Source organism: Actinoplanes oryzae, assembly GCF_030757795.1.
Taxonomy (GTDB): Bacteria; Actinomycetota; Actinomycetes; order Mycobacteriales; family Micromonosporaceae; genus Actinoplanes.
The window spans coordinates 1-16,462 of the sequence record NZ_JAUQWH010000188.1 but is presented as its reverse complement, the minus strand read 5'-3'; the positions used below and the strand labels follow the sequence as shown (position 1 = coordinate 16,462).

Genomic DNA, 16,462 nt, shown 5'->3' with positions numbered 1-16,462 from the left:
GTCACCAACCCGCTCAATCCCCAGGCGCTGACCCGCAAGGCCGAAGTCGGCGTCCGCGGCAGCGGTGAGGTGCACCGCCGGTACCCGCTGATGGGCATGAGCGGGCGTCCCAGCGTCGTGCACTTCGCCACGGTCACGCACTGGACCCGTACGGGTAAACAGCTCAACGGCGTGCGGCTGGTCCAGATCCATCCGAAGGCCGCGGCGCGGGCCGGCATCCGTGACGGCGACGAGGTGCGTGTGGAGAGCCCGCGCGGGTCGGTCACTGGGACCGCGCTGCTGTGGCAGGACATGCGCGAGGACACCATCTTCGTGCCCAACGGCTTCGGCCCCGCACAGAAGGTCGGCGACCTGTTCGGCGACGAACGCTACGACGCGACCAACGTGCTGCCCGACGACCGCTACTTCGACAACCTGTCCGGCCAGCAGGCGTACAAGTGCTTCGCCTGCCGCGTCGTCAAAGCCTGAGTCCCCGCCTGTTCCGCCGACGAAAGGGTACGACTGTGACCACTGATCCCCGCCTGAAGGCGCACGAACTCACCGTGCTGCCGCTGCCGGGCATCGACGCCGACGTGCAGGTGCTGGGCTCCAAGAGCTACACCAACCGCTACATCGCCATCGCCTCACTGTCCGGGCAGGAAACCCTCATCCAGGGCGCGCTGCTGTCCGACGACACCCTGTACTTCACCAAGGCGATCGAAGCACTCGGCCATGTGCGCACCGAGATCGACCACGACAACTTCACCATCCGCGTCATCCCCACGGGCAAGCCGATGACCGCCCCGGCCGAGGAGGTGTTCATGGGTGGCGCGGGCACCCCGCTGCGGTTCTTCATCGCCATGGCCGGGCACGCGCAGGGCACCACCACCATCACCGGCAACACCCGCATGCAGGAACGCCCGATGGGCGACATCCTCACCGCGCTGGCGCCGCTGGGCGTGCAGGCCACCGCCGTACGCGGCAACGGCTCCCCGCCGATCCGGGTGGTCGGCGGCTCCTACCACGGCGGCAAGACCAGCATCAGCGGTCAGGTGTCCAGCCAGTTCACCTCCAGCCTGATCATCAACGCGATCCGCGCCGAGCAGGACACCGAGATCACCATCGCCGACAACCTCATCTCCAAGCCGTACGTGGAGATGACCCTCGCCGCGCTGGCCGAGATGGGCGTGGCCGTCGGGCGCGACGGCTACGAGCGGTTCACCGTCGCCGCCGGTCAGCAGCCGCGCGGCGGACAGGTGCTGGTCGAGCCGGACGCCTCCGGCATGAGCTACCTGCTGGCCGCCGCTGCGATCCTGCGCGGGCGCGTCACCATCCCCGGCATCGGCAAGGGCTCGCACCAGGGCGACGTCGGGCTCGTCGACGCCCTGGCCCGCATGGGCTGCACGGTCGAGGTCCAGGACAAGCAGATCACCCTGCGCGGCGGCGACCTGCACGGCATCGACATCGACATGGAAGCCATGCCCGACGTCGTGCCCTCGCTCGCCGTGGTCGCCGCGTTCGCCCAGGGCACCACCCGCATCAGCAACATCGCCTCGCTGCGCGTCAAGGAATGCGACCGCATCGCCGCGGTCACCACCGAACTGCGCAAGATGGGCATCACCGTCGAGGAGTTCGCCGACGCCATGCACATCACCGGCGGCACCCCGCACGGCGCCACCATCGACACCTACGACGACCACCGCATCGCCATGACCTTCGCCGTCGCCGGGCTGCGCACCGACGGCGTGGTCATCAAGGATCCCGGCTGCGTCGCCAAGAGCTTCCCCACTTTCTGGACCACCCTCGACAGCCTGTACCCGAACGGCGTGAGCACCCGATGAGCGCGGAATTCAGTCCCGGCGTGCTGCTGGTGCTCGACGGCTGGGGCGTCGGCCCCGGCGGCGACGACAACGCGCTGAGCACCGCCACGACCCCGCTGCTGGACAAGCTCGTCGCCGAGGGCACTGTGCTGGACGCCTCCGGCGAAGCCGTCGGACTGCTGCCCGGCACTGTTGGCAACTCCGAGATCGGCCACATGGTCATCGGCGCCGGCCGGCCCCTGCCCTACGACAGCCTGCTGGTCGCCCAGCAGATCGCCTCCGGGCAGTTGCGCGAGCACCCGCTGCTCAACGCTGTCTGCACGCAACTGGCCGCCACCGGCAAGGCACTGCACCTGATCGGCCTGTGCTCCGACGGCATGATCCACGCCAACATCGAGCATCTGGCCGTCCCGCTGCAACTGGCTGCCCGTTACGGCGTGGAGGCGGTGCACATCCACGCAATCACCGACGGCCGTGACGTCTCCGACGGCACCGCCACCACCTACCTGAAGCGGGTCGAGCAGATCGCCGCCACGGCAGGGCTCGGGCGCATCACCACCGTCGTCGGACGCGGGTACGCGATGGACAAGGCCGGCGACCTGTCACTGACCGAACGAGCCGGCGCACTGATCGCCGACGGCATCGGCGCTCGCGTCGACACACCCGGTTCTGCAGTCACCGGCTCCACCCACGGTGACGAATGGGTCCCTGCCGGCGTCGTCGGCGATTACCGGGGCGTCGCGTCCGGGGATGGGGTGCTGTTGTGCAACTTCCGCAGCGACCGCATCCAGCAGCTGGCCGACGACCTGATCACCCGCTTCGCCGAGACGCGGCGTGAGGTGTGGACGGTATCGCTGACCCAGTACGACACGCAGGCCGACATCCCCGCTCTCGTGGCACGCGCCGACGCGTCCGGCGGCCTTGCCCACGAGCTGGAGACGGCCGGGGCGCGGTCGGTGCGCATCGCCGAGCCGGAGAAGTTCGAGCACGTCACCTACTACCTCAACGGCCGCGACGACACCGCACGCCAGGTCGAGGAGCATGTGCGCATCGGCGCGGGCAACGACCCGGCCGCGCACCCCGAGATGCACCTCGACGAGGTGGCCGACGCCGTGGCTGCCGCTACCCGGCGCCCGGAGGTGGCACTGGTGGTGGCGAATTTGGCCAACATCGACGTGGTCGGGCACACCGGCAACTTCGCGGCCACCGTAGCCGCCGCCGAGCACACCGACGCCGCGGTCGCCCGCATCCTCGCCGTGGCCGCCGACGCCGGCCGCTGGGTGGTGCTGGTCGGCGACCACGGTAATGCCGAGGTGATGCGCAAACCCGGCCCGGACGGCAGCCCGCGCCCGTACGGGGGACACACCACCAACCCCGTGCCGTTCGTCGTCGTACCCGCGCCCGGCCGCCCGGCGGCGACTCTGCCCGCCGGCGGCAGCCTCGCCGACGTCGCGCCGACCGTGCTGAGCCTGCTCGGGCTCGCCAGCGGGGCGGTCATGACCGGAAAGGCGCTGGTGTGAACGTCGCCGCGCCCACCGCAGTGCCGGCGGAGTTCACCGAAGCGCTCACGGCCGCACTGCACGGGCCTGCCGCTCCCGGCTGCGGACCCGTCGCACTGCCGGTGAGCGCCGCGTTCGACGCTTTCGCCGTGGTCGAGCCGATCGACCTGGGCTCCGGCCTGTGGGCGCTGCACCGCCGATCCGCCGACGACGACGTGCACGTGTGGTGCGTGTTCAACCCAAGCCCGCGCCCGGCGTCATTCACCCTCGCAGCACCCGCACCGCGTTTCCTGCGCGGGGCCGTACGCACCACCGAGGATCCCGACGGTCGTCTGCGCTCACATCTCGGGCCCTACGGCTACGTGTGGGTCAGTTTTTCCCGCGTCGACCCAGCACATTCGCCTTCGATATAACGCACACGGATTTCCGTTCACCGCCGCGCCGGTACATCCGGCGCGGCCATCCGTGCTTGCACCATTAACAGGCGCTCTGACCTGGGCAAACACTGCCCGTTAGTGCATTGACACACTGCGATAAAAAAGTGAACACTCGGCAAACAGAAGCCGAATTCGCGGCTTCGTCTCGACGTCATACAGAGGAGCTCTGGTGACTGCCGCCATCATTGTCATGCTCATCGCCCTGGCCGCCGCCAACGGCGCCAACGACGTCTCCAAAGGCGTCGCCACCCTCGCCGGAGCAGGCGTCGCCGCCTACCGCACCGCCATCCTCTGGGGCGCCGCCACCACACTGATCGGCGGCCTGCTGTCCATCCAACTCGGCCGCGGCATGGGCTCGCTGTTCTCCAAAGGCATCGTCGACGCCACCCCCTCGGCCGCCTTCGCCCTGTCCATCCTGCTCGCCACCGCCGCCTGGGTCCTGCTCGCCAGCCTGCTCAAACTTCCCGTCTCCACCACCCACGCCATGGTCGGATCCCTGGTCGGCGCCGGCCTGATCCTGGCCCCCTCAGCGGTGCAGTGGAGCGGCGTCGCGCAGAAAGTCGTCCTGCCCCTGCTGCTGAGCATCGTCGTGGCCTACGGCATCTCCCTGGCCCTCGGCACCGCCGCCAAACTCGCCCGGCGCCGCCTGCAACCCGAGCTGGTCCCCGCCGGCGCGGCCACTGCCCACGAGGCCCCGGCCGCGGAGACCCCCCGACGTGTCGACCGCGTCATCACCGTCCTGCACTGGATCTCCAGCGGCGCCACCGGCTGCGCCCGCGGCCTCAACGACACCCCCAAAATCGCCGCCATCGGCGGCTTCGCCCTCATCCCCGCCGGCTACTCGTACACCACCGTCAGCCTCCTGGTCGTCACCGCCATGGCCCTCGGATCCCTGGCCGGCATCCGCGTCGCCCGCACCCTCGGCGAAAAAGTCCTCAAAATGAGCCACCTCGAAGGCTTTACCGCCAACCTCACCACCGCCGGCCTCGTCGGCTCCGGCGCCCTGCTCGCCATGCCCATGTCCACTACCCAGGTCTCCACCGGCGCCATCGTCGGCGCCGCCGGCGGACAACTCAGCCGCCTGTCCGGCAAAACCCTGCGCGACTTCGCCATCGCCTGGCTCATCACCCCCGTCTTCGGCGCCGCCGTCGCCGCGACCGTCTACTGGGCGGTGCGCTGAACCGGTCACACCTCCGGCGTCGGCAACGTGAAATCGCCCCACACCAACGCGTTGCCGGCGCCGCGCAACACTTCTCAATCAGAGAATCACATGCGATCACCCGCACGGGTAAAGCGGTGCTCATCGCAGACGAGCGGCGCTACCGTACCTGCGTGCGCCACCCACGACCGGACACCGTGTCCCTCACCCTGGCCGACAACCAGCACCTCGACCTCGCCATCCGCGCCCCAGAAGACGCCGACAACGCACGGATCACCCTGCTCGAGCCCCTGCGCCACCGGTACTTCGACGCGTGTCCCATCTGCGGCGACCCCGCCGAATCCGACGAGCACCTGCCACCGCGACGCATGGGTGGCGTCGTGATGACCCGAACCTGCCTTGCCTGCAACAACGGGTTCGGCAGCCTGATCGAAACCGACCTGATCGACTGGTTCGAGAACGCCATCACACTGCCCAACGCCCGATCACGCGGGGTCCGCGGCTACCGTTCGCTTGGCCGACTGCTACTCAGGACAGCCCCGACAGGGGAATTCGCGCTCCTCATCGACGGCAGCGCCCATCCCGACATCGAAGCAATGCTGCGCTCCGGCGAAATCGATCTGCAAGCACACCTGCCGGACCGAAACCGCTACTCGATCGCACTGCTCAAGCAGGCCTATCTTGCCGCTTGCCTGTGCTACGACGTGCCGGCAGGTCCTGCTGCGGATCGAGTCCGCAAAGAACTCATCGCCGCCCGCAACGCCCGGCACAAGAAGGACGTGCCCGTCAGCGAGGTGGCGGCTGGGCTCATCATCTGCCGGCGCTACGACACCGTAGGCATTCCCATGGAGCCGGTGATGCGAGCGGTCCTGCACGAACCAGAAGCCGACATTGAAGGCGTCCTGCTCGCCGGCCGCATCTTCGTATCGTGGATGTCCTACCTCGGAGCAGACACCCCCGATCAGACAGAGAACCAGCTCAGCCGCACCCTGTCCATCGGCGAACCGCAGCAAGCCGTCATCACGACAACCAGCCCATAGCCGTGCTAAGCAGTAGGCGCGATCAGCCAGTCGGCGCTGATCCGGCTCCCGTCGCGCCAGCTGACACCCCAATGTCCGTGATGGGGCAGCGCATCAGCGGGGAACGGCTGATGGGCGAGGGGGTTGTCGAAGCGGGTGATACGCGGCTCGGTGGGCCCGCCGGGAAACCAGTCGTGCAGCGCGTACACCGCGGATACGTGACGGCGTTTGCCCTGCGGATGCCGGCGCCCGGTGCCGAAGAAGCCGTCGCCCTGCCGAATGCCCTGTCCGGTCGCAATCACCACGGCTGGCGTTCCTGTCAGCGCCTGGTGCACCTCGTCGAGGGTGCACCATGAATCGCGGGCGCCAACCGCGATCGCGAACGGCTTGCCGCCGAGGTCGTACTTGCCGGCCTTGGTGTCGAGTCGCTCCCTCAGGCGGGTCGCGGAGTCGATGAGACCGCCCATCGCCGCGCCGCTGACGACCACCGGATCCTGCGGCCCGGCCCGGTAGCCGGGCGGCAGAGCCCAGAACTGGAACGAGATATTCGTGCCACGGCCGACGTACGTCTTCTCGGGAATACCTGTGGCATCCAGCGGCAGAGCCTTGGGGTCCGCCCGTAGTTCGGCGAGGGTGGCGTCCAGCCAGCGGACGAGGTGCCGCAGGCTCGGGGTGCCTGTCCAAGACTGGATGTCGAACATCAGCGAGTGCGTGGTTAACGGCAGCCGTTTGTTGAGTTCATCAGCCAGGACCGCGTGGTGACGCTCTTCGGCGGTCCAGTCCTCGCGTTGAAACAGCGACAGGACCTCGAGCGCGCCGACGTACTGCCGGTCGCGGTAGAGATGAAAATCCGGGCGCGTGCCCTCGCCTTCTTCGTAGGCGACATCGTAGTGGCGGGCGAGCAGGTCGTGGACGTGCAGCTCGTCGAGCGCGCTGAAGAAGCGCTTGTTGTCCCCCGTGTGCAGATCCGCCCGCATGCGGCCGCCCGGGTCCGGGAACCGGCTGTAGAGATCGTTGATGACTCGCCGCCCCTCGACCGCTTCCGGCCTGGTCACGGTGACGAACCAGGCAGAGATCGGCTCCGACATGGCCAGATGCTGATCACGCCGTACCCTTGGCTCCTCGAACGCCTGGTGGTCCATGGAAATCGACGATAATTATCGAACAATGCGGTTCCAAGAAGGATCACTCGTCGGTGCACCCAGACCTGGTCCCTGACAGTGCGCTACTCCGAAGAGGGTCCCGGCAGCCCGCGAGCCGATGCCGAGGTGCGTACACCTTTATCCATCAAGTCGGGTGCTTCATCGTGTATGCGCACCCGATTCACTCCTTGAAGCGCCGAAGTCTTGACGATGGATGCACTCCATTGGGAGGTGTGCGCGTCGCGCATTCGACGTGGCGACAGCCGGTTAGCGCGTCAGCCGGATCACCAGGGCCGTCCCATCGCGGCCGACGGAGCGTGCGGCGCCGGGAAGGTGAGGTAGGCGCGCCCAGCGCTCGTAGGTGCGGGGTGCAGCGCGCAGGTAGGGTCCAATCTTGCCGTCAGCGAGCATGCGGTACAGGCGTGCATCTACTCCGCGGAACACCTCAAGGTTGCGGCCGTCGGGCAGCGGAGTGCGAAAGCGGGTGCCTTGCAATGTCATGCCGGGCAAACGCAGGGTTCGTGCGGTGTTGTATGCCCACGGTGGGTCGGCGTCCTCGAAGAGAGTCGGGTGCGGCGGCGGTTCGTAGCCGCGCTGGCGTGGGGTTGCGTAACCGCGGGCCGCGAGGCTGTCCCCGGCGAACAACAGCGTGGTGGCTGCCGCGGCGCGGGCGAGGATTTGTGTGAACCATGGACGCCGCTGTTCAGGGATGTCGTACACCGGAGGTCTGACTGCGGCGGTGCCTCCCTCGGCGGCTGCTCGTCAGACGCCGAATCCGCGGAATTCGCCGTTATCTCAACGGCGGGTGCGGCCGGTCGTGCGTACCACGCGTGCTCCTGCGGTTCCTCCGCCAGGAAATCGTCCATATCGCGGGTGGCGCCGCCCCACAGCTCGCCCTCGCCTTCCGGATCGAGCAGGTAAGACGTGATACGCCGCTGTGCGAGGTGCGAGGCGACCATGTACGACTGCGGTGTGCGCCCACCGACTCGCACCGTCTCCACCTGCACGGTGGCTCGAGCCAGCTGCTCGATCGAGAACTTCGGCGTCTGATGGCTGCCCTTGCACTCAAGGACCACGACCTTGAAATCGGTACGCCGGCCCCTGATCCGGCGACCGACGAGGAAGTAGTCCGGCCGCTTCTTCGTGCCGGGGGCCTGATTCACCTCGCCCACATCGGTGATGAACCCGGCTTTCAGCGCGACCTCAGCATCGACGGCATCGGGTCTGCTGCACCGATAGGTGACAGTTTCAGTCACGCGGCCTGACTGGCCGGTGGGGTCATGATGGTCTCGTACTCGATAGGGGTCAACCGGGACAGTGATCGTTGGCGTCGGCGGCGGTGGTAGGTCCGTTCGACCCAGGTCACGATCGCGGTCCTCAGCTGCTGGCGTGTTGTCCAGGCCTGGCGGTCGAGGACGTTGTTCTGCAGTAGGCCGAAGAAGGGCTCCATGGCGGCGTTGTCGCCGGCGGCACCGACGCGGCCCATCGACCCGATCATGTGGTGCTGGTTGAGGGCACGGACGAGTTTCCGGCTGCGAAATTGCGACCCGCGGTCGGTGTGTAGCACGCAGCCGGTCACGTCACCACGCCGGGCGACGGCGTTGTGCACCGCGGTGACGGCCAGCCGCGATTTCATGCGGGAGTCGATGCAGTAGCCGACGATCCGGTTCGACCACACGTCCTTGATCGCGCACAGGTAGAGCTTGCCCTCACCGGTGCGGTGTTCGGTGATGTCGGCCAGCCACAGTCGGTTCGGGCCATCCGCGGTGAAGTTTCGCTTGACGAGGTCGTCGTGGACCGGTGGGCCTGGCCGGCCGCCCTTGCCGCGCCGTCGTTTGCGGCTGAACACGCTCCACCAGCCCATGCCGGAGCAGATCTTCCACGCGGTCCGTTCGACCATCGGCTGTCCGGCCGCGCGGGCTTCGTCGGCCAGGAACCGGTAGCCGAATTCTGGGTCGTCACGGTGGGCGTCGAACCACGCGTCCGCCCGATAGGCCTGGGCCAGCTCGGCGGTGGTGACGGGCCGGTCAAGCCAGCGGTAGTAAGGCTGTCGAGCGATGTTCAAGACCCGGCACGTCACCGCGACGGGGATCCCGCCGGCGGCGAGCTCGCTCACGAGCGGGTAAAGCCTTTTCCCGGCAGGTTCGCCTGTGACAGATACGCCGCCGCCCGCCGCAGGACCTCATTCTCCTGTTCGAGCAGCTTGATCCGCTTACGGGCCTCGCGCAGCTCGACGGATTCGCCGCGGCTCACTCCGGGCTCGGCGCCTTCGTCGATGCCGGCCTGCCGCAGCCATTTGAACAAGGTCATCGGGTGGACCCCGAAGTCTTCGGCGATCTGCTCGACGGTCACGCCGGGCTCACGGTCACGAGCGACCCGCACGACATCGTCGCGGAACTCACGAGGATAGGGCTTGGGCACAGCAACATCCTTCCAGCCCGCCCTCAGGGCAAGCCATCTCAGATGTCACCTATTGGTGCAGCAGACCCGAGGTTCGTGCGGTGCTGGTGGAGGCCGAACGTTTGGGCTACGTCGTTGTGCAGCGCCGTGGCACCGTCGTCGCTGTGGCAGGGCTTGCTGTCCATGCTCGTTGCGACTTGGTCGTCCGTTGATCAGCCTGCCGAACTTGACCAGCGTCGCCACGGTGTGAGCAATCACTGGCGCCGCGCCGCCGCTCGCTGCACCGACAGCTGCGACCAGCCACGCGGTGCCGAAGATCGCGTCGCCCCGGCGCGCCTCGGTCACCCCGTCGGTTCCGAGTCGGACGGAATCCGCGGTCCCGGGGTCAGCGCACGGCATCAGGGCCTCCGGCCTCGCCTCGGTCACCGTCGAGGTGCCGGTCGATGACATCCGAAACAGCCCTACGTCGTGGTGGTCGAGGACAACGACGACGACATGGAGGCCATCGAGCGGTCCTTGCGCCGATCCCAACCCGGTCCGCTCGTGCATCGGCTCCTCGACGGGACTGCACTCGTGGAGTGGCTGATGGAGCGTGCAACCCTGCCGGAGCTTGTCCTGCTCGACCTCGGACTGCCGTCCGGCAACGGCCGGCACGCGATCGAGGCGGTGAAGCGAACGCCCGCGATCGCGCACCCTTCCGTCGTCGTGCTCACGGGCACCGCCGACCCCGACGAAGTCGCCGCCTGTCATGCGGCGGGGGCCGACGGATACCTTGTCAAAGCGTCCGGTTTCGCTCTGCTGCATGCGACGCTTGCCGCCGCGATGGAGTACTGGTTGCGCTGGACCTCAGCACGTTCATGACGGCGGTGCTCAATCTCAGCGAGCGCGCGTCAGGCCCTCGACCATGGGTCCAGCCGGGCACACCGCATCGGTGGGTGCCGGTCAGGCATGGGTGCGAGTGCTCGACCGGCCACCCGGGCGACGGCGGGCAGCAAGGTGTCGTCGACGGTGGTCACGGTGCCGAGTGTGAGAGTGATGTGGTCGGCGGTGTCGAACGAGGTCTTGCGGTACGCCCACTGCCGGCGGCCGTCTGGACTGGTAAAGCCGACTACGACCTCACCCGCGGCCATCGCACCGATCCGGTACGTGCCGTCCGGACCGGTGGTGGTCTCGGCCACGCTGGCGGTGGCGAGGATGTCCACGGACACCGCGGCGCCGGCGACCGGCGTGCCGTTGGCGTCGAGGAGCCGTCCGGTGAGGACGGCCGGTGTGAACAGCTGCTCGTCGATGCGGGTGGTGGCGCCCGGGGCGACGGTGTAGCGCCCGGCCTGGTCCCGGTCGAGGGTGTGGGGGGCGTACTGGGTGAGTTCGCCGTTGGTGAAGCTGACGAGATAGCCGGTACCTGCCGGCAGGCTCAGCGAGTACGTGCCGTCGGCAGCGGTGGTGGTGTCCCACGATTCGATGGTCGGGTCGAGCACGGTGACCGTGATGCCGGCGGCCGGCTCGCCCGTGGCGGTGGTGACTCGCCCGGCGACGGCGCCCGGCGGTGTGGGTGGCACGAGAGTGTCGTCGACGGTGGTCACCGTGCCGAGAACCAGGGGGATGCGGTCGGCCAGGCGGGAGGATTCTTTCTGGTACGCCCACTGCACCTGTCCGCCGGGCGTGATGAACTCGACCTTGACGTCACCGGGCGGTAGCCCGTCGACCTGGTAGGTGCCGTCCGCCGCGGTGGTGGTCTCGGCGACTCCGGCGATCATGAGGATCTCCACGTGCACCCGGGCGCCGGCGACCGGGTGCCCGGTCAGGCCGAGCAACCTGCCGGTGAGGACTGCCGGGGCGATGAGCTGTTCGTCGACCCGGGTGGTGCGTCCCGCGGAAACCGGGTAGCGGCGGGCCTGCGCCCATTCGAGGGTCTGCGGCGAGTACTGGGTCACGTGGCCGTTGGTGAAGCCGACGACGTACCCCTCCTGCGGCGGCACGGTCATGGCGTATGTGCCGTCGGCCGCCGTGGTGACATCCCACTCCGAGGCGGTCAGGTCGGTCACCGAGACCCTGATGCCCGGGGCGGGCCGGCCCGCGGCGGTGGTGACGCGACCGGCGAGGACGCCGAAGGCGGTGACGACGCTGGTTGCCACGGTTGTACGGGCCGGGCGAATGCGGTAGACCGCCGCCCGCGCCGGGTCGGTGATCCGCCCCGGGGCCCACTCGGACCACCCCTCACGATCGATGAGCAGTCGGTAGCCGCCCGGCTGCAGGGCGGGCACCTCGAAGCGGCCGCCGGTGCCGGTCGTGGTCTGCGCCACCTCGGAACCGGACAGGTCTGCCGGGTATACGGTGATCATGGCGCCACTGACGGCGGCGCCTCGGGTGTCATGGACGCTTCCGGCGAGGGAACCGGATCGCTCCTGGGCGAAGACGGGCGCTGCGCCGGCGGTCATGGCGGTGGCGCCGGCCAGGACGGTGGCGGCCACCATACTGAGCAACTTCCGGGCTGACTTCACGGCACCTCTCCCTTCACGAGACGCCACCATGCTGACCCCCGGGAGCTCGACAGGGCAGGGCCGGAGGACTCGGTTCGCCCGCCGAGCGGCCCGGCGCTGTGGAACCCTGGCGGGCCGCGGGTGCCGCGACGAGGCAGACCGGCTCGATGCCGGGAATGACCCGGGTGCCTGGTCGGCGGGATGGCGACAAGAAAGAAGGTGCCGATAGTGCGAACGTTGAAGTCGTCACTGTCGCTGGTCGCACCGACGTGCTGAGGTGATCGGCAGACATAGGTCCCACAGGGAGGTGAGAGGTGGAACCGCTGGATCCGCGAATCTCGATGCGGCCGGAGTTCCACCAGTTCCGGGCGGGAACCGTCGACGAGGCTCGAGCGATGTACCGCGCGTACGGCCAGCGGGTCACGGTGCAGCGCGGGCCGTTCCGGCAGCCCCTTGCCTGCGAGGTGGCGGTCGCCCAGTTCGGCCCGCTGCAAGTGTCCCGGCATCTCATCGCGGAGGGGCTGATGGTCCGCATCGATCGCGACGATCTCTATGGGGCCGGCTACAGCTCGCGTGGAGGGGTGGCCGTGGAGAAGCACGCCGGGCAATTCCTCACCTCCCAGGTCTGCGCGGTGACGACAGACCCCCGTTCCGGGCCGATGGTGATCCGTCCAGGACCCGGCAGCCGGATGGACTGCGTAGTGATCGAGCAGGCTGCCCTGGAGGAACGCCTCACCGAGCTCCTCGGTTTCCCGGTGCGTGCGGGAGTTCCGCTCGCCGACGGCATCGACCTGGAGACCGGAGGCGGACGATCGCTGATGCAGCTCGTCCGCTTGTTCACCGACCACGTCCGCGATCCCGGCAGCGTCATCTTCCGGCCCGTGGTCGCGGAACCGCTCCGACAGGCCCTGCTCGACGCCTTCCTGTTCACGGCCGGACACTCCTATCGCGAACAGTTGAGCGAGCCGGTCACCGAGCGGTTCGTCCGGCGCCCGGTGCGGCTGGCGATGGAGGCCATCGACGCCCACCCCGAAGCCGTGCACACGACGACGTCGCTCGCCCGGCTGTCCGGGGTCAGCATCCGCACTCTGCAGGCGGGTTTCCGGCGCCACCTCAACCGCACGCCGATGACTTACCTGCGCCAGGTGCGGCTGACCCACGCGCACGACGATCTCGTTACGGGAGCCGCGACATCGGTGGCGGAGGCCGGCCACCGCTGGGGTTTCACCCACCTCGGCCGGTTCGCCGCCGACTACCGGGCCAAGTACGGGGTAGCGCCTTCGACCACCTTGCGCGAGGGCCTGCGCAAGAACCACTGACCGCGGCACCGGCACCGGCTCGCCGCCGGACCGCGGCCCCATGCGGCACCGCTTCCGGCCGGTCCGAGAACCTGCCCGTGGGTCGAGGATCGAACACGGCCTACCCAGTCGGCAAGATCGAGCCGCGCTGCACCACGCACCCGGCCCAGTGCTGGGTACCTCGCTGTCGCTGGACGCTGCGGCTCCGGGCGACCGCGTCGACGCACACGTGAACCTGAACGCGGTGGGTCTGCACGTGCACGCGGTGGCGGATTCGTTGCAGGAACCGGCCGACCTGATGCAGGACCCGCTCCGCTCGCGGTTGCGGCGAATCCGTCGTCGGCCCCAGCAGGGTCCTCGGGCACCTTCCGACGGCTCGCACCGGTCCGGAGACATGGCATCGAGCGCACCCCACAATTGACTTGGCCAGGGCGCCGGCAGCCCGCCGTCTCCCTGCTGCCGCAGCGATCACAGCTCGATGCACTCCGCGACAGAGACCGAAGGTCCCGTGCCCGCCGTACCAGGTGGCCCTGTCAGCGATCCAGGCGAGACGCCAACGCTGAGTCCATGGCACAGACACTCCTGAACCCGGAGCCGGTCGACGAACGCCTGCCACCAGCGGAGCTCTTCCGCGACCTGCGGACCTCTGCGACCGGCATCGGCGCGCGCGAGGCGGCCCGGCGGCTCACCGTGTACGGCCCGAACGAACTCGCCCGCCGCACGCATACTCGGTGGCCCGCGCAACTGCTGACGCAGTTCACCCAACCGCTCGCCGTTCTTCTCCTGGTCGCTGCGGTACTCGCCTGGCTGGGCGGAACGCCGTCGCTTGCGGTGGCGGTGGCGGCGGTCATCCTGCTGAACGCGGCTTTCGCCTTCGTGCAGGAGATGCAGGCGGAGAAGGCGGTCGAGGCGCTCGCCGCCTACCTCCCGGCCACGGCCAGGGTCGTACGCGACGGTGTGCCCACCGAGGTGCTCGTACGCGAGCTGGTGCCCGGTGACGTGGTGGTCATCTCCGAAGGTGACCGCATCAGCGCCGACGCCCGGTTGATCCACGGCGATGTGACAGTCGACATGTCCGCATTGAACGGCGAGTCGGTCCCGGCCGGTCGGCATGCCGACGCCGGCGCGGTGCCAGGACCGCTGCTGGAGGCACGGGAGCTGGTATTCAGCGGGACGGCCTGCACGGCCGGGCAGGCCCATGCGGTGGTGCTGCGCACCGGGATGCACACCGAGATCGGCCGGATCGCTGCGCTCTCCCAGCGTGGACGGACCGAACCCAGCCCGCTCGAGCGGCAGGTACGACGAGCGACCTGGATCATCGCTGCGGTGGCCGTGGCGGCCGGTGCGGCGTTCCTGCCGATCGGCGTGGTCGCCGGACTCGGATGGGGCGCGGCGATCGGTTTCTCGATCGGCCTCATCGTCGCGAACGTACCGGAGGGGCTGCTGCCGACCATCACGTTGGCGCTGGCCGCGGGTGTTCGTGACCTGGCCCGCCGGGGCGCGGTCGTCAAACGGCTCTCCGCGGTGGAGACGCTGGGGTCCACCACGGTCATCTGCACCGACAAGACCGGCACGCTCACCGAGAACCGTATGCGGGTGACCCGGCTCTGGCTGTACGGCAGCGAACTCGACGCGAGTGCCGCGGCCGGAGACGTACGCGCGCAGCAGCTCGCCTTGGCCGCAGCGCAATGCACCACCGCCGCCGGCGGGGGCAAGGGAGATCCGACCGAGCTCGCCCTTCTGCAGCTCGCGGAGGAGTTCGGTACGCCGGTTCCTCCGGCCGACCGTGACGAGCACCGCCGGATGCTGTACGCCTTCGACGGGCGCCTGAAGCGCATGGGCACCGTTGACGGGCCTCGGCTGCACGTCAAGGGCGCGGTCGAGTCGGTGCTGCCGCTGTGCATGCGGATCCTCGGCGCCGACGGATCGCCCACGGCGCTGGCCGAGGACGCCCGCACCGAGCTGGCATCCGCGGTCGACCGCTACGCCGCCACCGGGCTACGTGTGCTCGCCGTCGCCCACCGCGACATGGCCGGGCAACTCCCGGAGGACCGGCAGGCCGCGGAGTCGGACCTCACGCTGTTGGGGCTGGTCGCCATGGTGGATCCGCCACGGCCGGAGGTGGCAGCTGCCGTGGCCGCCGCCCACCGGGCAGGCATCCGGATCCACGTGATCACCGGCGACTACGGCCCGACCGCGGCCGAGATCGCCCGGCAGGTCGGCCTTCCCGGCCGCCGGATCGTCACGGGAGCCGAGGTGGACGCGATGGGCGATGCCGAGCTGGACCGCCTGCTGGCCGAGCCGGAAGAGATCGTCTTCGCGCGCTCCTCGCCCGAGGGCAAGCTGCGGATCTGCGAGGCGCTCCGGGCGAACGGGCAGATCGTCGCCATGACCGGCGACGGCGTCAACGATTCACCGGCTCTACGGCACGCCGACATCGGCGTGGCCATGGGCCGCTCCGGTACGGACGTCGCCCGCGAGGCCGCGACAATGATCCTGACCGACGACAACTTCGCGACTATCGTACGGGCCATCAAGGAGGGCCGGCGCGTCTTCGACAACGTCCGCAAGTTCGTGCTCTACATCTTCGCCCACGCCGTACCGGAGGTTGTGCCCTTCCTGCTGTTCGCACTCTCCGGCGGGACGATTCCCTTGCCACTCACCGTTCTGCAGATCCTCGCCATTGACCTGGGCACCGAGACACTGCCCGCACTGGCGCTCGGCAGGGAACGCGCCGAGTCGGGCCTGATGGATCGCTCACCGCGCTCGCCGCGGGCCGGAGTCATCGACCGCCAGCTGTTGCTGCGAGCCTGGGGGCTGCTGGGTGTCGTGTCCGCCGTGCTGGTGATGGCCGGGTTCTTCGGCGTGCTGTGGCGGGCCGGTTGGCATCCCGGCGACCCTGTCGGCGCGGGCACCGCACTGCATCACGCCTACCACCAGGCGACCACCATGACCTTCGCCGGCATCGTCGCGTGCCAGATCGGCACCGCGTTCGCCGCCCGCACCGACCACGCCTCGCTGCGGTCGGTCGGCCTGTGGACCAACAAACTGCTGCTGGTCGGGATCGCCTTCGAACTGCTCTTCGCCGCCGCGCTGATCTACCTGCCGCCGTTGCAGGCGGTCTTCGGCACCACCGGGCTCAGCGCCGCCCAGCTTCTCTTCCTGCTGCCGATGCCGCTGCTGGTGTGGGGCGTGGACGAGCTGTATCGAGCGCTGCGCCGACGCGGAC

Annotated in this window: 14 protein-coding genes; 10 read left to right on the top strand and 4 right to left on the bottom strand. The window is 69.1% G+C overall.

Going from position 1 to position 16,462, the window contains the following annotated elements:
• The 6 genes from RBH18_RS37595 to RBH18_RS37570 all read left to right on the top strand — a co-directional run.
• Nucleotides 1-468, top strand: a 468-nt coding sequence (locus tag RBH18_RS37595; protein WP_306215273.1) for a molybdopterin dinucleotide binding domain-containing protein, incomplete at its 5' end; no start/stop codon positions are given.
• 35 nt (nt 469-503) lie between these two features.
• Nucleotides 504-1,820, top strand: coding sequence for a 3-phosphoshikimate 1-carboxyvinyltransferase (aroA, locus tag RBH18_RS37590; protein ID WP_306215272.1), 1,317 nt, complete (start codon nt 504-506; stop codon nt 1,818-1,820).
• A complete protein-coding gene (gene gpmI, locus RBH18_RS37585) occupies nt 1,817-3,319 on the top strand; it encodes a 2,3-bisphosphoglycerate-independent phosphoglycerate mutase (protein WP_306215271.1) in 1,503 nt (500 codons plus the stop codon). Before aroA ends, gpmI begins: the two co-directional genes overlap by 4 nt.
• Entirely contained in the window at nt 3,316-3,711 is a 396-nt protein-coding gene (locus RBH18_RS37580) for a hypothetical protein (RefSeq protein WP_306215270.1), read from the top strand. The genes gpmI and RBH18_RS37580 overlap by 4 nt, the downstream gene beginning before the upstream one ends.
• Nucleotides 3,712-3,904: 193 nt before the next feature.
• A complete protein-coding gene (locus tag RBH18_RS37575; protein WP_306215269.1) occupies nt 3,905-4,915 on the top strand; it encodes an inorganic phosphate transporter in 1,011 nt (336 codons plus the stop codon).
• Nucleotides 4,916-5,031: 116 nt separating this feature from the next.
• Nucleotides 5,032-5,934, top strand: a complete 903-nt coding sequence (locus RBH18_RS37570) for a hypothetical protein (RefSeq protein WP_306215268.1) — start codon at nt 5,032-5,034, stop codon at nt 5,932-5,934.
• Nucleotides 5,935-5,939: 5 nt separating this feature from the next.
• Here RBH18_RS37570 and RBH18_RS37565 read toward each other — a convergent pair whose 3' ends face one another.
• Complete coding sequence (locus RBH18_RS37565) at nt 5,940-7,055, bottom strand: hypothetical protein (RefSeq protein ID WP_306215267.1); 1,116 nt, start codon at nt 7,053-7,055, stop codon at nt 5,940-5,942.
• A 267-nt stretch (nt 7,056-7,322) separates the two neighbouring features.
• Nucleotides 7,323-7,775, bottom strand: coding sequence for a hypothetical protein (locus RBH18_RS37560; RefSeq protein ID WP_306215266.1), 453 nt, complete (start codon nt 7,773-7,775; stop codon nt 7,323-7,325).
• 110 nt (nt 7,776-7,885) lie between these two features.
• Here RBH18_RS37560 and RBH18_RS37555 point away from each other — a divergent pair, with 110 nt between their 5' ends.
• Nucleotides 7,886-8,320, top strand: coding sequence for a hypothetical protein (locus tag RBH18_RS37555; RefSeq protein ID WP_306215265.1), 435 nt, complete (start codon nt 7,886-7,888; stop codon nt 8,318-8,320).
• On the opposite strand, the gene RBH18_RS37550 is transcribed toward RBH18_RS37555, so the two are convergent.
• A protein-coding gene (locus RBH18_RS37550; RefSeq protein WP_306215264.1) for an IS3 family transposase occupies nt 8,308-9,476 on the bottom strand; the annotation gives its coding sequence in 2 pieces (ribosomal slippage) (nt 8,308-9,189 and nt 9,192-9,476; 1,167 coding nt in all). The two genes, RBH18_RS37555 and RBH18_RS37550, sit on opposite strands and share 13 nt — an antisense overlap.
• 447 nt (nt 9,477-9,923) lie before the next feature.
• On the opposite strand from RBH18_RS37550, the gene RBH18_RS37545 reads away from it, so the two are divergent.
• Nucleotides 9,924-10,316 carry a response regulator gene (locus RBH18_RS37545; protein WP_306215263.1) on the top strand — a complete coding sequence of 131 codons (393 nt, stop codon included), beginning with the start codon at nt 9,924-9,926 and terminating at the stop codon, nt 10,314-10,316.
• 29 nt (nt 10,317-10,345) lie between these two features.
• Here the strand turns inward: RBH18_RS37545 and RBH18_RS37540 are convergent, their stop codons facing one another.
• Nucleotides 10,346-11,956: an MSCRAMM family protein gene (locus RBH18_RS37540; RefSeq protein ID WP_306215262.1), complete on the bottom strand. Its 1,611-nt coding sequence runs from the start codon at nt 11,954-11,956 to the stop codon at nt 10,346-10,348.
• Nucleotides 11,957-12,360: 404 nt separating this feature from the next.
• Here RBH18_RS37540 and RBH18_RS37535 point away from each other — a divergent pair, with 404 nt between their 5' ends.
• Together RBH18_RS37535 and RBH18_RS37530 are read left to right on the top strand one after the other, a co-directional pair.
• Complete coding sequence (locus tag RBH18_RS37535; RefSeq protein ID WP_306215261.1) at nt 12,361-13,254, top strand: AraC family transcriptional regulator; 894 nt, start codon at nt 12,361-12,363, stop codon at nt 13,252-13,254.
• A 546-nt stretch (nt 13,255-13,800) separates the two neighbouring features.
• A partial coding sequence (locus tag RBH18_RS37530) for a cation-translocating P-type ATPase (protein WP_306215260.1) occupies nt 13,801-16,462 on the top strand: 2,662 nt, incomplete at its 3' end.